The organism is Pseudomonas sp. DC1.2 (assembly GCF_034351645.1).
Lineage (GTDB): Bacteria > Pseudomonadota > Gammaproteobacteria > Pseudomonadales > Pseudomonadaceae > Aquipseudomonas.
In genome coordinates this window covers 3035084-3056010 of the sequence record NZ_CP133782.1, presented here as the reverse complement: position 1 = coordinate 3056010, position 20927 = coordinate 3035084, and the positions used below count along the sequence as shown (strand labels likewise).

Sequence of the window (20927 nt, the reverse complement as noted above, 5' to 3'; positions counted from 1 at the left end):
TACGTTTTTAATTTGAATCCGCTATACCTGTATGAAACCATTCGCCTCGACCATGCTCGAAACAAACGGGTGGGCATCGTTTGTGTGCCGTTGCACTTGCTTAAACCCTGTCATTTATCGGGACTTAGAGTCAGTCGATGCAGTTTCTATCGGATAGCCACGGATGTGCCGGCTGGAATGGTGAAATGGCCGGACGCATTCGCGCGTTCGACTGGAGCCAGACAGAACTCGGTCCTATCGATACTTGGCAGGCCAGCCTGTCCAGCACGGTGCAGTTGATGCTGGCCTCACCGCTGCCGATGGTGATGCTCTGGAGCCGTACCGGCTACATGATCTACAACGACGCCTACTCGGTGTTTGCCGGTGGACGCCATCCCTATATTTTAGGTGCGGCGGTTGAGCAGGGCTGGCCGGAAGTGGCCGATTTCAATCGATATGTCATGGACACCTGCCTGGCAGGCGGCACGCTGTCTTATAGCAATAAAGAGTTGGTGTTGCTGAGAGATGGCGTTCCGGAAGAAGTCTGGCTGGACCTCTATTACAGTCCCGTTGCCAATGACGAAGGGCAACCTGCCGGCGTCATGGCCATGGTGGTTGAAACCACCGAGCATGTGATTTCCGAACGCCGACGTCGGGAAGCTGAAGATGCCTATCGCGCCGACAACGAGCGTGTGCGCCTGGCGCTCAACGCCGGGGCTTTGCTCGGTTCATTCGTCTGGGACATCAAGGCCGATACGCTGTCTGGCGACGAGCGTTTCGCTCGCACTTTTTCTTACCCTCCTGAGCGAAACCTGCTCAACCTGGCACCTGACATCGCCGAAGCGCGGATTCACCCGGACGACCTGGCCTGGGTCAGGAACCGGATCGATCAATCGGTCGCCAAGGGCGTCCCTTATAACGCCGAATACCGCGTCCTTCGTCCCGACAGCACGTATTTGTGGGTGTTGGCCAGCGGTTGTTGCGAATTCAATGAACAGGGCGAGCCGTTTCGTTTTCCGGGTGTGCTGATTGACATTAACGAACGCAAAATCGCCGAGGAGTCGCTGCTCAAGTTCACCCGCAACCTGGAGCAACGGGTCGCCAATGAAGTCGAGGCGCGGTTGATGGCTGAAGAGCAACTGCGTCAATCGCAGAAGCTTGAAGCCATCGGTGGCCTTACCGGTGGCGTGGCCCATGACTTCAACAACTTGTTGCAGGTTATCGCCGGCAACCTGCATTTACTCGCGCGCAATGAGCCCGATAATGCCAACGTGCAGCGCCGGGTCAATGCCTCCATCGCAGCGGTCGAACGGGGGGCCAAGTTGTCCTCGCAATTACTCGCGTTCGCCCGGCGTCAGCCACTGTCACCGGCCATCTGCGACCCGCGACAGATTTTCGAAGGGATGGGGGAGTTGTTGCACCGTGCGCTGGGTGAAACCATTCACATCGATGTGCAACTGCCTGAAGAACCTTGGCGGATCAATGTAGATCGCAACCAACTGGAAAACGCCATTCTCAATCTGGCGATCAACGCCAGGGACGCCCTGCAAGGCGATGGAGTCATCGGTTTGAACGCTGAAAACGTTGCGCTGGATCGACGGTTTTGTCAGGGCAAAGGAATCGTTGCCGGAGATTATCTGCGTGTGACGGTCTCTGACAGCGGCATTGGCATGCCGCCGCAGACGCTGGCCCAGGCGTTCGAGCCGTTTTTTACGACCAAGGCCGACGGCCAGGGTACCGGCCTCGGCTTGAGCATGGTGTTCGGTTTCGTCAAGCAGAGCGGTGGGCACATCGAGATGTCCAGCGTGGTCGGAGAGGGCACACGGGTGCAATTGTATTTTCCCCGTAGCCTGCGTCCGTTGCTGCGCGAAACAACGCTCTATGATGTGCCGCACCGGGGCGGTCACGAATGCATTCTGGTGGTCGAGGACAATGAAGCAGTGCGGGCTTCAGCCGTGGAATTGCTGCGAGAAGAGGGCTATCAGGTGCTGACCGCAATCAACGGTGACGCCGCCATGCAAATGTTGCTGGACGGCGTGGCGGTGAATCTGATTTTCACCGACGTGGTCATGCCCGGTCTGATCAAAAGTTCAGATTTGGCCGCCTGGGCCAAGGTGCAGAACCCGCCCATACCGGTGTTGTTCACTTCCGGTCACACCCGGGACATCATTTCGCGTAATCATCAGTTGAGCCCCGAAACATATCTGCTAAGCAAGCCCTATGGCCCGGACGCACTGACCCGGATGGTGCGCACGGTGCTCAACGGCTAAACCATCGATTCCGGGCGGCGAGGTGACAAGTCGCCTTGCTACGCCTAGCGCTTAGGCAGGGACTCGCTTCTATCCATTCGCCAATCAAGGCAGGTTCATGACTTCAAAACGCACCGCCAATCCACCCGCCGGCATGGTTCGGGTGCGTGGCGCAAGGGAACACAACCTGAAGAACGTTGATCTCGACATTCCCAGGGATGCGTTGGTGGTGTTTACCGGTGTCTCGGGTTCGGGTAAATCCTCGCTGGCGTTCTCGACCCTCTACGCTGAAGCGCAACGACGCTATTTTGAATCCGTGGCCCCGTATGCCCGGCGCCTGATCGATCAGGTCGGCGTGCCGGACGTCGACTCCATCGAGGGCCTGCCACCGGCAGTTGCGCTGCAACAACAACGTGGCACGCCGAGTACGCGCTCTTCGGTGGGCAGCGTAACGACGTTGTCGAGCCTGATCCGCATGCTCTACTCCCGGGCCGGTAGCTACCCGCCGGGGCAGTCGATGCTCTATGCCGAAGATTTTTCGCCCAACACGCCTCAGGGGGCGTGCCCTGAGTGTCATGGTTTGGGACGGGTCTATGAAGTCACCGAAGCCTTGATGGTCCCGGACCCCAGCCTGACTATCCGCCAGCGAGCGGTAGCCTCCTGGCCCGTGGCTTGGCAGGGGCAGAACCTGCGCGACATTCTGGTGACGCTGGGCTACGACGTCGATAAGCCTTGGCGCGAGCTGCCAAAGCAGCAGCGCGACTGGATTCTCTTCACTGATGAAACGCCGACGGTGCCGGTGTATGCGGGACTCACGCCCGAAGAAACCAGCGTTGCCCTCAAGCGCAACCTGCAACCGAGTTACCAAGGTACTTTTACTGGCGCCCGACGCTACATCCTGCACACCTTCAGTCATTCACAAAGCGCGCTGATGAAAAAGCGTGTCTCACAATTCATGCTCGGCAGCCCGTGCCCGTTGTGTGACGGCAAGCGGCTCAAACGTGAGGCCCTGTCGGTGACGTTTGCCGGTTACGACATTGGCCAACTGTCGCAGATGCCGTTGCTGCAAGTGGCCGAGGTTTTGAAACCGGTGGCGGCTCAGCGTTACCTCGAACAACCTGATGCGGCGAGCGAAGTGCTGACACACCGTCAGACTCGCGCGGTACGCGAACACCGCGTCGCCCACGGCGGCAGTGGCCACGCGCAGGCGCCAGACGTGCGCCACACGCCGAACTTGTCAGTGGAAAAACGCTTGGCTGCGCAGCGTATTGCGCAGGACTTGCTGGAACGCGTCAGCACCCTGACCGATTTGGGCCTCGGCTACTTAGCGCTCGAGCGCAGCACCCCGACCTTGTCGTCTGGCGAGTTACAGCGCTTGCGCCTGGCGACGCAATTAGGCTCGCAACTGTTCGGCGTGATTTACGTGCTGGATGAGCCTTCCGCAGGTCTTCATCCCGCCGATGGCGAAGCGCTGTTCGACGCCTTGCAGCGCTTGAAGGCCGAGGGCAACAGCGTGTTTGTGGTCGAGCATGACCTTGAAACCATGCGCCGCGCCGATTGGCTGATTGATGTGGGGCCGGCGGCGGGCGAGCAGGGCGGACGGGTGCTGTACAGCGGGCCACCGGCAGGTCTGGCGCAGATCACCGAATCGCAGACCCGCGCCTACCTGTTTGCCGAGCAGGTCACTGCACCGCGAATCTGCCGCACGCCGTCGGCCTGGCTGCGCCTGGACGGCATCACCCGCAATAACCTGAATCACCTGAGTGCCGAATTTCCGTTGGGCTGTTTTACGGCGGTGACCGGTGTTTCGGGCTCCGGAAAATCCAGTTTGGTCAGCCAGGCACTGCTGGAGTTGGTCGGGGCTCATTTGGGGCGCGGCGTCAGCGAACGCGAGCCGCAGACGCTTAGCCTTGAAGATGACGTGCCCTACGCCAGTGGCGGTCAGGTCAGCGCAGGGCTGGAGTCCATCAAACGCTTGGTGCAGGTCGATCAAAAACCCATTGGCCGCACCCCGCGCTCGAACCTGGCGACCTACACCGGCCTGTTCGACAGCGTGCGCAAACTCTACGCCGCCACGCCCCAAGCCCAAGCCAAGGGTTACGACGCCGGGCAGTTTTCCTTCAACGTCGCCAAGGGGCGTTGCCCGACGTGCGAGGGCGAGGGGTTTGTCAGCGTCGAGTTGCTGTTTATGCCCAGCGTGTATGCGCCATGCCCAACCTGCCACGGCGCTCGCTATCACCTTGAAACGCTTGAGATCACCTGGCAGGGCCTCAACATCGCCCAGGTGTTGCAACTGACGGTGGACGAAGCCGTCTCGGTGTTTGCCGAACAGCCCGGCATTCACCGCTCGTTAGAGGTGCTGCGCGACATTGGCCTGGGTTATCTGCGCCTGGGTCAGCCGGCCACGGAGCTGTCTGGCGGTGAAGCCCAGCGGATCAAACTGGCCACCGAGCTGCAACGCAGTCAGCGAGGGGCTACGTTGTATGTACTGGATGAGCCCACCACGGGGCTGCACCCGCGGGACGTTGATCGCTTGCTCGAACAGTTGAACACCCTGGTGGCGGCGGGTCACACGGTGATCGTGGTCGAGCATGAAATGCGGGTGGTCGCCCAGAGCGATTGGGTGATCGACATCGGGCCTGGCGCAGGGGATCAGGGAGGCAAAATTGTCGTGGCGGGGACGCCGCAGACGGTGGCCAGCAGCAAAAAAAGCCGCACAGCCGCGTTTTTGGCCAAGGTGCTGGGCCGCGCCGGGTAGTCGCTGAAAATGAACGTGATTGGGTGGCGGCTTACGCAAGCAAAACGCATTTATCGCGAATACGACAGGACGACCAACGGGCACCGCTGGTCTGATAGGCGGTCGACAGAACCCGGTAACCGAGGCCATTCTGATAGTTGGTGAGCGCAATTGATCGCGTTTGCTACCGATCAACCAACGGAGGTGTTCCATGCCGGTGACCCACGACCTTTTTCAGGATTTGAGCTGCACGAAGGAAGAGATCCAGCAAAAACGCACCAAGGATCCATTACTGGATTCACTGCTAAACAAGTATTCGCAAGCGGACGCCGAGGTGGTGAAAGCCGAAACGGCGACCTCGAATGCCCCCAGTGATGACGCGCTGAAAAAACTCAAGGAGAAGCGCTTGCTGGTCAAGGACAAGATCGTCCAGCAGTTGGGCGCCCGCTCCTGACACTCGCGTAGTCGTCCAGGTTTACGGTAACGCCTTGTTCGACGGGTGCCGCGCCAAGTGCTGCTGCACGCTGTCGCGCAAGGCCCGCAGTGAGGCGGCTGATTCATGCTCGATGCGCCGCTTGAGTAGCAAGCGGTTGGCAATGCGCATTGCCAGGCCGCTGAAGCGATAGTTCAGGGTTCGGACAAACCGAGTGCCGTCACCGAAGGTTTCGCACTCGTAGGTCACCATCAGCGACAGACCATGATCGCCTTGTGCCTGAGCACTCCAACGGCGCCCCGGCAGGTATTCCTCGACCTCCCAGCTCAGGTGCCCGTCACGGCCTCCGGCCCGAATATCCTCCTCAAACCGGGCCCCGGCGTGCAGCGCGCCGCTCTGGCCTTCGACCCTCAACGAGGACGGATGCCACTCTGGCCAACGGGTCACGGTGCAGGCATAAGCGAGCACCGAAATCGGGTTTCCAGCAATGTCGATCTGATGCCGCATGCGTGTCATAAGAGGGCTCGTCAGGTTGAGTGGCGCCTGCTCCGGCTCCCAGTACAGCGTGCCGAACAGGTAGTCCATTAATGGCAATACGATATTGAAATTACGCGTCTGCATCAGCTCTCGACGGTGATGCAGTTCATGCAGGCGGCGCATCTGACGGACCCACGGCATTCGGGTGACCGGGTTGCCGGGGGGAAGGTGCTCACAGGCATGGAATACTTCATAGGCCAGGTAACCTGAAACCAGGCAGCCACCAACTAGTCCAGCAACGTTGGTATTGGCCTGCGACAGCAGCCACCAGACGGGCAGGGTGATGACGCCCGTATACAGCACGATCAGCCACGCTGGAAACAGGATCACTCGCCAGTCCAAGGCGCTGTCGTAGGTCATGTGTCCGGGGGCGAAAAAACTGTGATGGTCGCCGGCATGCCTCATATAGAACAACCGCGCCCAGCTTTTTTTGTGATGCCCCAGATGGCGATGGACGGCGTAGACGCCGGCGTTGAAAAACAACAATGTCAGCGGCACCGCCAGCCATTCCAAGGGCCGAATCTGCTGCACGGTGCGCCAGAAACCGCCAATGGCCAGCAGGCCAAACAGCAGTACAAACGCTCCGTGCAGCCAGGGGTTGTAGCATCGGTGTATATCGGCGCGGTAGCGGCTGCGAAATGCTTCGGTGGTCTGCCTCAATGCAATCACCTGGGGTAGTTGTTATCACTGCAGATTAGTCGATCCTGCCAGAGAGGTCGGAGCAACCTTGATTGCCGCCATCCAGGCTCTCTTCTTAGCGGTTTCATGGGCGATTAGCGCGCCCACAAGCGTTGCTATTCATTGGATGTCACAGTTTTCACTTTCCTGCCGGGGTGTGCGCACTACACTGCAACCCGTCTTCTGAATCAACGGACCGACCTATGACGGCAAAACCCGCAGCGAACATTCTCGATACCCGTGAAGGCCAACGCTTGGCTGGCAGCGAGGCTCAGGACTGGCGCGAGTGGGGGCCTTATCTGAGCGAACGCCAGTGGGGCACGGTACGCGAGGACTACAGCAGCGACGGCGATGCCTGGCGATATTTTCCCCACGACCATGCTCGTAGTCGCGCCTATCGCTGGGGTGAGGACGGACTCGCAGGGTTTTCCGATAAAGCCCAGCACTGGTGCCTTGGGTTAGGCCTGTGGAACGAGCACGACCCGATTCTCAAGGAGCGCCTGTTTGGCCTTAACAACAGCGAGGGCAATCACGGCGAAGACGTCAAGGAGCTGTATTTTTACGTCGATGGTGTACCGAGCCACGCCTACATGCGCATGCTCTACAAATACCCGCAGTCCGAATTCCCCTACGCTGACCTGGTCGCTGAGAACGCTCGTCGGGGCTTGGCCGACGCTGAATATGAAATCCTCGACACCGGGGTGTTCGACGACAATCGTTATTTCGATGTGACAGTCGAATACGCCAAGCACGCAGTCGACGATATTTTTATGCGTGTGACCGTCCATAACCGTTCCGAGCAGCCAGCACGTTTGCATGTGTTGCCGCAGGTGTGGGCGCGCAATACTTGGAGCTGGGAGGGCGACACACCGAAGCCGAGCCTGGCCCTCGATGGCGAGCACGTGCTGGCCTTGCATCCGCAACAGGCCGAACGACAGGCCACTGCCTGGGGCGAAGCAGATTGCCAGTGGTTGTTCTGTGAAAACCAGAGCAACTTTCCCAAACTTGATGGAGGGCCAGCCACCGGTCCGTTCAAGGACGGGATCAATGATTGCGTGGTCGATGGCGTGGCCCAAGCGGTCAGTCGCACAGGCGGAACCCGTGCCGCTGCGCACTTTTTGCTGGAGTTCGACGCGGGGCAGCGTCGCAGTGTTTTCCTGCGGTTTGCGCCCGCCGGCGCCGCACAGGTCAATGCCAGGGAAGTCTTTGAACGTTGCCGCGCCGACGCCGATGAATTTTACGCGGTGTTGCAAGCCGCAATCCCCGACGCCGATGCGCGCAATGTGCAGCGCCAGGCATTGGCCGGGTTGCTCTGGTCAAAACAGCTGTACTACTTTGACGTCAATCAGTGGCTGGACGGCGACCCGGCGCAACCGCCGCCTGCGCCCGAGCGCGCGCACATTCGTAACACTCATTGGCGGCACCTGTCGAACATCGACATCGTGTCCATGCCCGACACCTGGGAGTATCCGTGGTACGCCTCCTGGGACTTGGGCTTTCAGGCTGTGGCCTTTGCGTTGATCGATCCGGGCTTTGCCAAGCACCAACTATTGCTGCTGGTCAAAGACCGCTTTATGCACCCCAACGGCCAATTGCCAGCGTATGAATGGCGTTTTGACGACGCCAACCCACCGGTACACGCCTGGGCCTGCTGGCGGGTGTATCAGCAGGATAAAGCGCTGACAGGGGTGGCAGACCTGGATTTTCTCGAACGTATCTTCCACAAACTGCTGCTGAATTTCTCCTGGTGGGTCAACCGCAAGGACGCCGAGGGACGCAACCTGTTTCAAGGCGGCTTTCTGGGGCTGGATAACATTGCGCTGTTTGACCGCTCGGCGTCTTTGCCGCCGGGTTATCAACTCGATCAGGCAGACGGCACCGCCTGGGTCGCGGCCTACGCACTGGACCTGATGCGCATCGCCCTGGAGCTGGCCAAACGCAACAGTGTGTACGTCGACATCGCGGTGAAATTTTTCGAGCACTTTCTGTACATCGCCGGGGCAATCAACAAAGTCGATTCTGACGCCGAAGGGCTGTGGGACGAACAGGATCAGTTTTTCTACGATGTGCTGCACCGCCCAGACGGGGTGAGCGAGCCGCTGCGGTTGCGCTCAATTGTCGGCCTGATGCCGCTGTTTGCCGTGCAGGTGCTGGAACAACACGAGCATGAGGGCTTGCCGGGACTGCGTGAGCGATTGTTGGGTTTTATGCGTCATCGGCCGGACCTGGCCAGCCTGGTCTCACGCTGGACCGAACCCGGTGAAGGCAACCGCATGCTGCTGGCGCTGTTGCGGGGGGAGCGCACCAAGGATCTGCTCAAGCGGATGCTCGATGAGGGCGAGTTTTTGTCCGCATTCGGCATCCGTTCGCTGTCCAAGGCGTTTGCCGAACAACCCTTCGGTTTGCAGATTAACGGCCACCGGCTCTGCGCCCAGTACGAGCCGGGTGAGTCGGCGTCACGGCTGTACGGCGGCAACTCCAACTGGAGGGGGCCGGTGTGGATGCCGATCAACTACATGCTGATTGAAGCCTTGCGTGAATTTCATCGTTACTACGACCAGGATTTCTCGGTGGAGTACCCCACGGGTTCGGGGTTTCTGGCGTCGCTGGAGGAGGTCGCAGACAGCCTGAGCCAGCGACTGACCCGGCTGTTTTTGCGTGACGAAGAGGGTAATCGGCCGTCGATGGCGGCGTATCCACACTTGCAGGCCGACCCGGCCAGTCGCGATCTGGTGTTATTCCATGAGTATTTTCATGGCGAAACTGGACGCGGGTTGGGGGCCAGCCATCAGACTGGGTGGAGTGCCTTGGTGGTGCTGCTCTTGCAACCTTGACGCCGAACCGCTGAGCTTACCCGCGCTGAGACTATTACAGGCGTGGCCACATCAGCCTGCCAGCGCCGCCTGCTGCGCCATGGTCCACTCAGCGATCAACCGCCGTGGCGTGCCACACACCTTGCGCTTGAAGACAAAGTTGCGGCACTTTTCGGCGAACTGTTGGCGGTTGTGGACCATGTCCAATTCCATGTCTTCCAACTCCGCGTTGCGGCAGTGCTGCATGAGTTGCTTGTCGGGCTGAGTCTTGCGCTTGCGCACAGCGTCATACACCGGATCGCTCAACGCGCCGTTGGCCCGTTGCAGCAACCACAACCCGAACTCTTGCGGGCAGCGCGGACCTATTTCCTGGACCATGCCCAGCTGCAATGCCTGGACGGCGCTGATCGGCAAGCACTCTTCGATGAGCTTTTGCGCCATGGCCGGGCCCACGGCGCGGGGCAAGCTGTAGGTCCAGTATTCGGAACCGTACAGCCCCATGGTTTTGTAATGGGGGTTGAGCACGATGCCTTCACGGGCAAACACGATGTCGGCGGCCAGCCCCAGCATCACACCGCCGGCCCCGGCGCTGCCGGTCAAGCCACTGACCACCAGTTGCCGAGCGCTGAGCAATTGCTGGCAGACATCGTCGATGGCCTGAATGTTGGCCCAGGCTTCCAGCCCCGGCACCTCCGCTGCCTGGATCACGTTCAAATGCACGCCATTGGAAAAACTGCCGCGTTCGCCCTTGATCAGCAATACCTGAGTGTCACGCGCCTTGGCCCAACGCAGCGCCGTGACCAGTCGTTGGCACTGTTCAGTGCTCATGGCGCCGTTGTAGAACTCGAAGGTCAGCTCGCCAACGTGACCGGACTCGCGATAGCGGATCGGTTGATAGGCTTCGTTGTTGAACGGCTGCGTCGAAATCGACCAGTCCAGCGTCGGTACTGGGTGCAGGTGTTCGGCGAGCACATGACGAGCGGGGCGCTTGAACGTTTCTTCACCGGGAAGCGGTTTGCGCCGCAATGCACCGATCCACACACTCCGGTCACCGGCCGCTACCAGCACAGCATCATCGTGGACGGCCAGAATCTCCCCCGGCGTACCGCTGCGTGAGTCCAGGTGCGCGTCGAACACGTAATATTGTCCGCCCGCCAGGCTCGCCAGCACCCCCGGCTGACCATCGGCGGCGTCGATGCTGCGCTTGATGAAACGCGAGCAGTCGTGCCAGCTGAACGTTCTGTCGGCCTGTGTCATGTTCGGCTGCAAACGGCCGAGCACATGACGCTGGCTGTAATCGAGTGGCACCGGAACAAAACCGGTGGTGAATTTTTCCAGCACTTCATGGATGCACAGCATCGCCGCGTCGCTGACTCGTCCGTTGTACAACTCGGACTTTCGCAGACCTTGAGGCAGGTTGAACTCACACGTGGCCCAGACCGGCCCGGCGTCCATTTCTTCGACTGCTTGCAGCGCAGTCACGCCCCAACGGTCCAGTTCACGGGTGATCGCCCAGTCCAGCGCACTGGCACCGCGGTCACCGACGATCCCTGGGTGGATGATCACCACCGGGCGTTGGCGATTGCGCCACAGTTGTTGCGGTACGCGGTCCTTGAGGAACGGGCAGATCACCAAGTCAGCGCCGGTGTGTTCGATCTGCTCGCAGACAGCCGCCTCGTTGGTGAACAGCACCACGCTGGGGCGATGACCGGCTTCGCGCAACGCCAGCCAGGCCCGTTGGGTCAGGCCATTAAATGCGGAGGACAATAGAATGATCTTCAGTGAACGCATGCGTGCCTCTTCCTTGAGAATGTCCCGCCATACCCGGCAATGAGCCGTCCGTGGCGTTCGATGGAAGCGCGATAGTAGTGATTACGCAGCGCCGGACAACTGATCGAGATCAAGCATGTGTCAGCAAGTATGTCGTCCCCAGGGCGTGGGTGTAGGTCCAGGGCCGGCAGACGCTTCTGTGTATCGCTTCAACTGTAAGAGAGGACGGTCGTAAAGCCCCGTCCAACAGGGGCGGGTCAAAACGCAAAGCAGGAACAGCCGAACGCGCCCCAAAAGCCCTGAAAATCGCTGACCGGCGCCGAGGACAGTCGCGCCTGCTCATGACGATGGGCATGCACCGCGCAAGCGCCCACGCAGTGATGGACCTGTGCCGTCAGCGGCGCCTGAGGTTTCCAGTGTCCGGGCACTTTGGTCACAGGTGACCACTCGGGAATAACCGGTATGGGCGCAGGGGAGAGCTTTTCAAACTCGCTGCTGCCGTAGACGATCTTGCCGTCCACCACCGTCAGCACTGACTCGATCCATTTGATGGCTTCGTCATCAATGTGGAAATAGTCCGCCGACAGTGCAATCAAGTCCGCCAGTTGCCCGACCTTGATCTGGCCTTTTTTGCCTTGTTCGGAAGAAAACCAGGCGCTGCCGTGGGTGAAGAGTTCCAGCGCAGTGTCCCGGCTCAAGCCTTGCGGGTACAGCGCCAGGCCGCCGACCGTGCGACCGCTCACCAGCCAATACAGTGAAGTCCATGGGTTGTAGCTGGAAACCCGCGTGGCATCGGTGCCCGCGCCGACCGCAATGCCCTCTGCGAGCATGCGCGCAATGGGCGGGGTCTGTTCCGCGGCATTGGCCCCGTAACGGTCAACGAAGTATTCGCCTTGAAACGCCATGCGGTCCTGAATCGCAATGCCGCCGCCCAGGGCTTTGACCCGCTCGATGTTCTGCGGGGTGATGGTTTCAGCATGGTCGAAAAACCACGGCAAACCGTCGAACGGAATGTCGCGATTGACCTTCTCGAACACGTCGAGCATGCGGCTGATGGATTCGTTGTAAGTGGCGTGCAGGCGGAACGGCCAGCGCTGCTCCACCAGGTGTCGCACCACCGGCTCCAGATCGTCTTCCATGGATTGCGCAAGGTCCGGGCGCGGCTCAAGGAAGTCTTCGAAGTCCGCCGCCGAGAACACCAGCATTTCCCCGGCGCCGTTGTGGCGCAGGAAATCGTTGCCCTGGCCGAAGTGCGAAGTGTGGGTCCAGTTTTTGAAATCGCTCAGTTCTTCCTTGGGTTTCTGAGTGAACAGGTTATAGGCAATGCGCACCGTAAGTTGTTGGTCGTTGGCCAATTGCTGGATGACCTGATAGTCGTCCGGATAACTCTGGTAACCGCCGCCGGCATCGATAGCGCTGGTGACGCCCAAGCGGTTGAGTTCGCGCATGAACTGGCGGGTCGAGTTGATCTGATAGTCCAGCGGCAGTTTTGGCCCTTTGGCCAGGGTTGAGTAGAGAATCATCGCGTTGGGACGGGCGATCAGCATCCCCGTCGGGTTGCCATTGGCATCGCGTTGGATCTCGCCGCCTGGCGGGTTCGGGGTGTCGCGGGTGTAGCCGACCACTTTAAGCGCGGCGCGGTTGAGCAGGGCGCGGTCATAGAGGTGCAGGACGAACACCGGGGTATCCGGTGCGGCTTTGTTGAGTTCCTCAATTGTCGGCAAGCGTTTTTCGGCGAACTGAAATTCGTTCCAGCCCCCGACCACGCGCACCCATTGTGGCGTGGGGGTGCGATCAGCCTGTTCCTTGAGCAGGCGCAGAGCATCGACCAGCGATGGCACGCCTTCCCAGCGCAGTTCAAGGTTGTAGTTGAGGCCGCCGCGAATCAGATGAAGGTGCGAGTCATTGAGGCCAGGGATTACCGTGCGGCCGTGTAAGTCGATGATTTGCGTGCCCGGGCCGTGCAAAGCCATCGCCTGGGCGTCGCTGCCAACCACCACGAAGCGCCCGTTTTTGATCGCCACCGCGCTGGCTTGGGGTTTCTTGCGGTCAACGGTGTGCAGGCATCCGTTGTACAAAATGAGGTCGGCCGGTGCGTCGGGCATGGTGTGACTCCCTGAGGATAGCGGGTTGATCCAGGCACCTGTGGCACCTGCCGAAACGCTTTGCATGAGACGGTAACGATTAAATCCGTGGTGTTCGTCAGGTAGGTTCATGGCGGTGTTCTGCGTAAAACAATCGGACTGAACAGCCGATGTCTGACGCAGGCAGCCAGAAGGAATATAGACCGCAAATGTGGGAACGGCCTGTTTTAACCGCCCGATAGATCGGGTAGATTCCTCGCCCCGCTCCCACAAGGAAGTAGACGATGATCAACGTCAGTAACCCGAAAGGCATCTTGATGGCAGCGCTCATCGCTGTCGGTCTGGCCGGCACTTATCTGTATGCCAGTCAGGGGCCAGGTCTTCCCGGCACGGTGATGATGACGTCTCGCGCCACCGGCACTGATGGGCCAACGTTCGATGCCACGAAATGGTTTCGTAATGGTACGTATGTCCCTCAGGAACTCGACGGCAAGTTGAATCCGTACATCATGACGCGCAGCAAGCCATTCGTTTTCAAGGCCAAGGACAACGAGTTCCTGATTCAGGCGGCCATAGAGGCGCTGGAGGATGTTCAGCCTCGAGTGGATACGCAGCCTATCTGGGACAGATGGCCGGTGCTGACCCAGCGTGTGCGCTACACCTACAGCGTGTTCACTGCGCCGGATAAGCCGGCGGATCTTTACAATCTTTATCTACAGGTGAGCTATCGCAGGTTTGTCATCGGTCTGCAGCTCGACGGCGACGAGGGTAACCTCGGTTTTGATGGTGAAGTGTTAGAAGTTGATAGCGCAAACGAAGAACACGAAGCTTACGTCAAAGTTTTCGAAGAGATGGATGACGCGGGTACGCGCTAGGCCCTGAAACAACAAATCCCGTCATCTAGACGGGATTCATAGGCCGACAGAGAGGCTCCCCGCCATAGGGAGGAGCCGTCATCTCAAGACGGGAACAGCTCGGACAGTTTCATCGCCAACATCATGTCGCCTTCAGCGCGCAGTTTGCCGCCCATGAACGCTTGCATACCGTCAGTCGAACCGTCGACGATGCCTTGCAGGGTTTCGCCGTCCATCACCAAGGTCACCTGGGCGTCTGGGTTTTCGCCTTCTTTGAGCTCGCAAGTGCTGTCTTTTACGATCAACGAGAAGTTTTGGGTGTCATCGATACGGAAACCGAATACGAGGTCCAGACCGGCAGCAGCGGCTGGGTTGAACTTGGCTTTCATTGCTTGTACGGCATCAGCTACGGAGGTCATGGTTCGATCCTTTATTGGGTGGTTACAGCCGGGGTCACACTATTCCGGACTCAGCGAAACGTGATGAGTTCCGGGGCCTTCAGCAGTTGCAGGTGTGCATGACTGTTGAAGGAAGCCAGAGCCACCTCGCGACCACGAAACTTCAGTTGGTTGAGCGAGGTGTTGACGATTTGCCAGTTCAATTCAAATGCCTGCTTTGCCGGCATCTGTGTAATGAGGTGGAGCAAAGCAGTGATGGTGCCGCCGGAGGTGAATACGGCAATTTTCTGGGCCTCTTCTGCTTGCTCGAGGATACGGTTCAATCCGCCTTGCACGCGTTCGACAAACCCCAACCAGCTTTCCAGGCCCTCGGTGTCGTAGGTGCCCGCCAGCCAGCGCTCGATGATGAGCGAAAAAATACGTTGAAATTCACCCCGGTTCTGCGCGGCATTGCGCATGAAATTCAATGCTTCGGGTTCGTCCGGCAGCAGCGCCGGCAGCAGGGCGCGGATGACCGCTTCGGCATCGAATTCGTTGAAGGCTGGATCGATTTCCAGCGGTGGGACGGCGAGGCCTGCGTCGACGAACTGTTGCCGTGCGCTGTTGGCCGTGTGCTGTTGCCGACGCAGGTCGCCCGAAAGGCAGCGATCAAAGCTGACACCGAGTTCAGCCAGGTGCTGGCCGAGGATTTCTGCCTGGCGGATACCGGTCGGCGACAAGACGTCGTAGTCGTCTGCACCAAAGGAGGCCTGGCCATGTCGAATCAAGTAGATACTGCCCACGTCCGCGTCGTCCCGGTACGTTGAAGGTTCGGCGAGGTTATGAGGATGGCGCTGAGCTGTCAATGAAAAAACATACGCTTGTTTGAAAGGCCGCTTGCCGGCTTGTCGCCAGAGGTTTCACGACTGGCCCCAAGCGCAGCGCATGGGTATGCTGGCGCCATCGCGCGCGCGCCTCTGCTGCGCATCGTTTGAAGGAGTCCCTGTGGAGTTTCTAGCTGAATATGCCAGTTTTCTGGCTAAAACCGTGACCCTGGTCGTCGCCATTCTGGTGGTTTTGGCCAGTTTTGCGGCATTGCGCAGCAAAGGACGGCGAAAGTCGTCGGGCCAGTTGCAGGTCAGCAAGCTCAATGATTTCTACAAAGGCTTGCGTGAACGTTTGGAGCAGACCTTGCTCGACAAGGAGCAACTCAAGGCGCTGCGCAAGTCCCAGGCTAAGTCCGAGAAAAAACAGAAGAAGGCGCCTGAGGTCAAATCTCGGGTGTTTGTGCTGGATTTCGACGGCGACATCAAAGCGTCCGCCACCGAAAGCCTACGCCACGAAATCACCGCGCTGCTGACATTGGCGACCCCGAAAGACGAAGTGGTGCTGCGCCTGGAAAGCGGTGGCGGCATGGTTCACAGCTATGGTCTGGCGTCGTCGCAACTGGCGCGTATCCGCGAGGCTGGCGTACCGTTGACCGTGTGCATTGACAAGGTGGCCGCCAGCGGTGGCTACATGATGGCCTGCATCGGCGAGAAAATTATCAGCGCGCCGTTCGCCATCCTCGGCTCGATTGGCGTGGTGGCGCAGTTACCCAACGTTAATCGTTTGCTCAAGAAGCACGACATCGATTTTGAAGTTCTCACCGCCGGTGAATACAAACGCACCCTGACCGTTTTTGGCGAAAACACTGATAAGGGACGCGAGAAATTCCAGGAAGATCTGGACATCACGCACCAGTTGTTCAAGAACTTCGTTTCTCGCTATCGCCCGCAATTGGCAATCGATGAAGTGGCTACCGGAGAAGTCTGGCTGGGTGTCGCGGCACTGGAAAAACAGCTGGTCGATGAGCTGAAAACCAGTGACGAGTACCTGGCCGAGCGGGCCAGAAAATCCGAGCTTTACCACCTGCACTACTCAGAGCGCAAAAGCCTTCAAGAGCGCATTGGTATGGCCGCGAGTGGTTCTGTGGACCGCGTTTTGTTGACATGGTGGAGCCGTTTGACCCAGCAACGTTTCTGGTAAAACCCGCACGTCACAATTGAAAAAGGAACCGTGAACTTGTCACGGTTCCTTTTTTTTGCTGTGGGTTTTCTGTTTTCCTCATCAACGCTGGGAATTGTCCTAAGCCCGCTGGTGATTCTTTCCTGCTTTGAAGTGCCTTGCGCTTCGGTATGTTGTAAGCCTCTACTGCTCGCAATGGATTGCGTATGCCTGATCTCCCTACTGATGCCCCGATTGCCCCGAGTACGCTGCCGGCCCCTCTGATGCGTAACGCGCTGGGCGCAAGCGTCAATAACGCGCTGCCCCTGTCGCCCAGTCAGTTTTGCGCGCAACTGATCAATGACAAATGGGGGCGCGACATCGACCCGCAAACGGCGATATTGGTCACCCTCGACTACCGCTATACCGGACGTCCTGCTCAGAGCGAGGTGCTTGCGGGAAAGGTGGTGACCTCCCGCACGTTGACCCAAGCTTTGCTTTCCAACTATCAGGCGGTGGGTGATGGCAGTTTTGGTGAAACCGCGTTTGGCCTGTACACGCCACCAGATGTCGGGCCGTTCGTGCGCATCGTCGAGAAAACCGATGAGCTTACTAACCGCCTCGGGTTTATTCATCAAACGTATGAAGGTATCTATCGCCATACCGTTCCGCAAATTTACGGTCCACACACGCAAATCAACCTGAAGCCGGCCGACTTCAAGGCCTGGGTCTGGCAACTGAACGTCAAGGACTTGTACCGCGCCTATCTTGATCGAACGTGGGCGGCAGACGATGTGCTTGTCGCGAGTGCTCCTTATCCGCTGAGGACGTCGGTCAAGGCGGCGTTTGTCTGGGCAGCCTGGCTTGAACATCAAGAGCACAGGCTCACCGCGCATGGGCTGGCGCTCGCCTTGCACGCCGCAGGGTTGCCGCCTGATCAGCTCTGGCGAACACTTGAGGACGAGCAACTACGGGCAGCGACGGTACTTCCCGCCTCTGTCTTGGCCAGTCGACTGAAGCTCTATCGGTATACCGCCACAGACATCTGGAGCTACCAGGACCGTAGCAGTTCCAGAATCTTGTTGTACATACCGGGCAACTCTTCACCCTTGCATGAATTTGCCGATAACCCGCAACTGCTGGAGTGGATTGTGGTGCAGGGCAAAAGCGCCGATACGCGGCAGGCGTTGGCGTCTCACTTTGCGCCAGATGATCGTAACGACGGTACATTTCATGCCGGGGTGCTGACTGCGTTGGAGGGTATGGCGATTTATCCTCGGCGGCACGCGCTGACGAAAAGTGCCGGTTTTTTCAACAATGACGGCTACTGGGAGCCTGCGGACTACGTTGGCTTTACCCCGGCATCTTCGGGAACCGATCCATTTGCACAATGCGTACTGGTCATGAAGCGGGAAGCCTTTGCCCTTGTTGATAGCGTTTTCGACGATGCGCAGGTCAACCGTGACAACTTGAGTGCGGTTGTCGAGTCGGCGGTGCAATGGATCAATACATTTGGGCCGCTGGCACTCTTCGTTCCAGGAGGTGAGGGACTGTTGGCGTTAGCCGGGATCATTGATGCCGGTTATGGGCTGGATCAGGTCGTCAAGGGTGAAACGCGGCAAGGTGCGACGCGCATGATTTTCGGCCTGCTCAATGCGTTGCCGTTGGTGGGAGGTGGGAGGGCGCTTGCGGCTGATGAGGCGACTCTGCTGAACAGGGCGCAGCGACCGTCCAGAACGTCAGAGGTAACGCCGGTGGCTGATATCGAGGTGATTCTGCATCCGCCGCCGCTTCAACCCGTCGCCACCCGTGCGGAGCTGATCCGACGAATTGGAGAGCCCGTATCGTCCCTCAGCGATGAGGTACTGGCACAGATTGGCCACGTCACCGACATCGATAACGACATGCTGCGCCTGATGTCGTCAGGGAGACCGATGACGCCCATGCTGTCCGACACGATCAGCCGCTTCAGAATCGATCAGGACATGACACAGTTCATCGATGGCATGCGAAACAGCACGAGGGCGCTGCAAGACAGCCTTGATCCGCCATTGCAGTTGCAACTGCTGGTTCAGTCACCGGGCTGGCCGTCGGCAACATCATTGCGGTTGCTGGACACTCCAGGCGGCGTGAGTCGGCAAGCGTTCGGGTCGGCAGATGCGGCCCAAGTCATTTATGTAAAACTGTCCGAGCCTGGTTGGTTAGAGGCGTTGCTGTGCCGGCTCGAAAAATCAACTGCCGAAACGCTGCTGGGCGAGCCCCTGACACACGATCTGATGGCGGCGACAGCTCGCTTGAGGGTTCGTCTCGCCAGTCAGGCCGAGGCGCAACGAACGCTATTGTTAAACAACCGCTACCTTGCGCTCCAAAGCTCCTCGAACGAATGGGTGAGGTTGTTTCAGCACGAATACCCAGGCCTGCCCAAAAGCGCCGTTGAGCAAATGCTCGACCGATATGGCGTGGACATTCAGGTGCCCGCTGATCCCGTCGACGTCATGCGCGTGTTTCAACGGTTGGCCGACAAGGCCAGGCAGTATCAACAACATGTTCGGCTAAACCGTGCGTATGAAGGCCTTTACTTGCCTGCAATGGCCGGTCCTGAGTCAGACACGCTGGCATTACACTCACTCAAGAACTTGCCAGGATGGCCAAAAGGCCTGAGGTTTGAAGTGCTGGACGCTGTGTCGCAGGGGCGAATCCTGGATCATTGCGGCCCGCTGGGTAGCGTTGATCGTCGACCGCTGATCAAGGTAGCCAATCAGTACCAACGCCAGGGCGCGAACGTTGACGGTGAAGATTTTATTGCTGCGGTGCTCGATCACTTGTCTGCGCAGGAGCGCTTGGCGCTGCGTTTGCCTGCTATGAATCAGGCGCGCGCCCTGAGGGGCCTGCTTGCTGACAACGCCCTGACGCGATCCCAACTCATGCTTGGGCTGCACAGGATGGATTGCGGGCTACCTTTCGAGGCTCAGGGGTTGCGCGGAGGCGGCTTTCCGGATACGCCTCAGGCCGACGCAATGACGCATGAAATGATGAGGTTGCAGGTCAAGGATATCTACCCGGACTCCTCCAGCGTACAAGCCGATGAGTTACTGCAACGTGCAGGTGTCGGGGCTCAGGCGCACATTGATGAGTTACGTCGGCAATGCCTGCAGTTGTCCGCGGACTTGGCAGACTGGATCGACAGGGTTACCGACGACATCCATGACATGCATGTCGATTTTTTGGTGGCGGGTGATGATGCCGCGCAAGGGTTGGGGCCAGAGCAGATTCATGGGCACAATCTTCAGTTGCTGCAACAGGCAGTGGACCATGAAAGACAGACCAGGATCGAACTCTCTGAAGAACTATTTTCTATCTGGAGCCAGCGTAACCGGCCCGACAACCGTGTTTATTCGAATGGAGATTTTATTGGTTTCAAACTCAATATGGATGCAGAAAGCTATCACCGATTGCCGACCCTGAGTGTGCGTTTAAGTGAGGTTGTCGAATTGTCGTTGCGGGCCTTGAACGTGACGGAGCAAGAAAGTCTGGATGTTTTTCTCGAGTGCTTTCCAAACCTTCGGACGTTAAACATGGAAGACGTTGATCTGACCCAGACCAACATCGACGGAGTGCTCGAAGGTTGTTTGCCGCCTGCAATACCTCAAATGACTCAACTTACGTCGTTGAACCTCGGGTCAACCCAGCTGCAATTCAAGCTGGAAACTGCATCGCAGTTACGCGAACTGGTTAGGCTTGAAGATCTGGATCTGAGCAACAATCCCTTAGTCGTTTCTCCAGTTGTATTGGGAATGAACGCATTGCGTCGTTTGAATCTGCGAAACACGCGGATTACCACCTGCCCGATCGGCATCATGGACCCGCCTTACCTGACAGCTCTTGATTTACGCGATAACCAGATTGCGCGGGTCCCGCCTGCGGTAATCAGTCAATCCATCGCCCCTGGGCGCGTGCAGTTGTGGGGTAACCCCCTGATGGACGAGGACACGTTGCGGCGTTTGATCAGTCATCGAGAGCGGACCGGAATCAATTTATGGTTAGGAACTCCCGGCGCTGACTACGGCACTTCGCGTGCTTGGCTGCATGAAAGCGATGACGCGCAACGGGCCGCCCGGCAATCGATCTGGGAGGGTGTGGCGGAAAAAAGGGGAGGGATACGCTTTTTGGGCTTTATGAACGCTTTGAGTCTGACCGCTGACTACCGGGTCGATTATCTGGCGCTTCAGGCACGGGTGTGGCGACTGTTGAGCGAAGCGCAGGCTTCGCCGCCGCTATGGGAGCGCTTGAGTCAGGAGGTTGAAGTCGGGGATGCCGATATTGATAATCCGATGGCGATCCTGGTTTCGCTGGAAGGTCGTGTCCGGTTGTACAGAGACTGGGTGGCGATGGGGCAGCCGTTTCCGATTGGTCCAGGGCCCGTCAGCTAA

General features: G+C 58.7%; 12 protein-coding genes. 7 read left to right on the top strand and 5 right to left on the bottom strand.

The window, feature by feature from the left end; translation table 11 throughout:
* The first annotated feature begins 137 nt into the window (after positions 1 to 137).
* From RHM68_RS13740 to RHM68_RS13730, 3 genes are all read left to right on the top strand, one after another.
* Complete coding sequence (locus tag RHM68_RS13740) at positions 138 to 2249, top strand: hybrid sensor histidine kinase/response regulator (RefSeq protein WP_322215478.1); 2112 nt, start codon at positions 138 to 140, stop codon at positions 2247 to 2249.
* A gap of 97 nt (positions 2250 to 2346) precedes the next feature.
* Positions 2347 to 4986 (top strand): excinuclease ABC subunit UvrA, encoded by a 2640-nt coding sequence (locus RHM68_RS13735; protein WP_322215475.1) that lies wholly within the window; start codon positions 2347 to 2349, stop codon positions 4984 to 4986.
* 190 nt (positions 4987 to 5176) lie between these two features.
* Positions 5177 to 5419 (top strand): DUF465 domain-containing protein, encoded by a 243-nt coding sequence (locus tag RHM68_RS13730; protein WP_322215472.1) that lies wholly within the window; start codon positions 5177 to 5179, stop codon positions 5417 to 5419.
* 21 nt (positions 5420 to 5440) lie between these two features.
* On the opposite strand, the gene RHM68_RS13725 is transcribed toward RHM68_RS13730, so the two are convergent.
* Positions 5441 to 6595, bottom strand: coding sequence for an SRPBCC family protein (locus RHM68_RS13725; protein ID WP_322215470.1), 1155 nt, complete (start codon positions 6593 to 6595; stop codon positions 5441 to 5443).
* Positions 6596 to 6816: 221 nt separating this feature from the next.
* Between RHM68_RS13725 and RHM68_RS13720 the strand changes: the two genes are divergently transcribed.
* The gene (locus RHM68_RS13720; RefSeq protein ID WP_322215468.1) at positions 6817 to 9447 is read left to right on the top strand and encodes an MGH1-like glycoside hydrolase domain-containing protein; all 2631 of its coding nucleotides are present in this window, start codon (positions 6817 to 6819) and stop codon (positions 9445 to 9447) included.
* Between the two features lie 51 nt (positions 9448 to 9498).
* Here RHM68_RS13720 and RHM68_RS13715 read toward each other — a convergent pair whose 3' ends face one another.
* Positions 9499 to 11217 carry a hydrogenase maturation protein gene (locus RHM68_RS13715; RefSeq protein WP_322215465.1) on the bottom strand — a complete coding sequence of 573 codons (1719 nt, stop codon included), beginning with the start codon at positions 11215 to 11217 and terminating at the stop codon, positions 9499 to 9501.
* 236 nt (positions 11218 to 11453) lie between these two features.
* Entirely contained in the window at positions 11454 to 13301 is a 1848-nt protein-coding gene (locus RHM68_RS13710) for an amidohydrolase (RefSeq protein ID WP_322215462.1), read from the bottom strand.
* A 263-nt stretch (positions 13302 to 13564) separates the two neighbouring features.
* Here RHM68_RS13710 and RHM68_RS13705 point away from each other — a divergent pair, with 263 nt between their 5' ends.
* The gene (locus RHM68_RS13705) at positions 13565 to 14155 is read left to right on the top strand and encodes a hypothetical protein (RefSeq protein ID WP_322215459.1); all 591 of its coding nucleotides are present in this window, start codon (positions 13565 to 13567) and stop codon (positions 14153 to 14155) included.
* A gap of 83 nt (positions 14156 to 14238) precedes the next feature.
* Here RHM68_RS13705 and RHM68_RS13700 read toward each other — a convergent pair whose 3' ends face one another.
* Both RHM68_RS13700 and RHM68_RS13695 read right to left on the bottom strand, forming a co-directional pair.
* Positions 14239 to 14553, bottom strand: a complete 315-nt coding sequence (locus RHM68_RS13700; protein ID WP_322215457.1) for an SCP2 sterol-binding domain-containing protein — start codon at positions 14551 to 14553, stop codon at positions 14239 to 14241.
* Between the two features lie 50 nt (positions 14554 to 14603).
* Positions 14604 to 15314 carry a histidine phosphatase family protein gene (locus tag RHM68_RS13695; protein WP_322215455.1) on the bottom strand — a complete coding sequence of 237 codons (711 nt, stop codon included), beginning with the start codon at positions 15312 to 15314 and terminating at the stop codon, positions 14604 to 14606.
* 202 nt (positions 15315 to 15516) lie between these two features.
* On the opposite strand from RHM68_RS13695, the gene sohB reads away from it, so the two are divergent.
* Positions 15517 to 16539: a protease SohB gene (sohB, locus tag RHM68_RS13690; RefSeq protein WP_322215453.1), complete on the top strand. Its 1023-nt coding sequence runs from the start codon at positions 15517 to 15519 to the stop codon at positions 16537 to 16539.
* Positions 16540 to 16724: 185 nt separating this feature from the next.
* Positions 16725 to 20927 carry a leucine-rich repeat domain-containing protein gene (locus RHM68_RS13685; protein WP_322215451.1) on the top strand — a complete coding sequence of 1401 codons (4203 nt, stop codon included), beginning with the start codon at positions 16725 to 16727 and terminating at the stop codon, positions 20925 to 20927.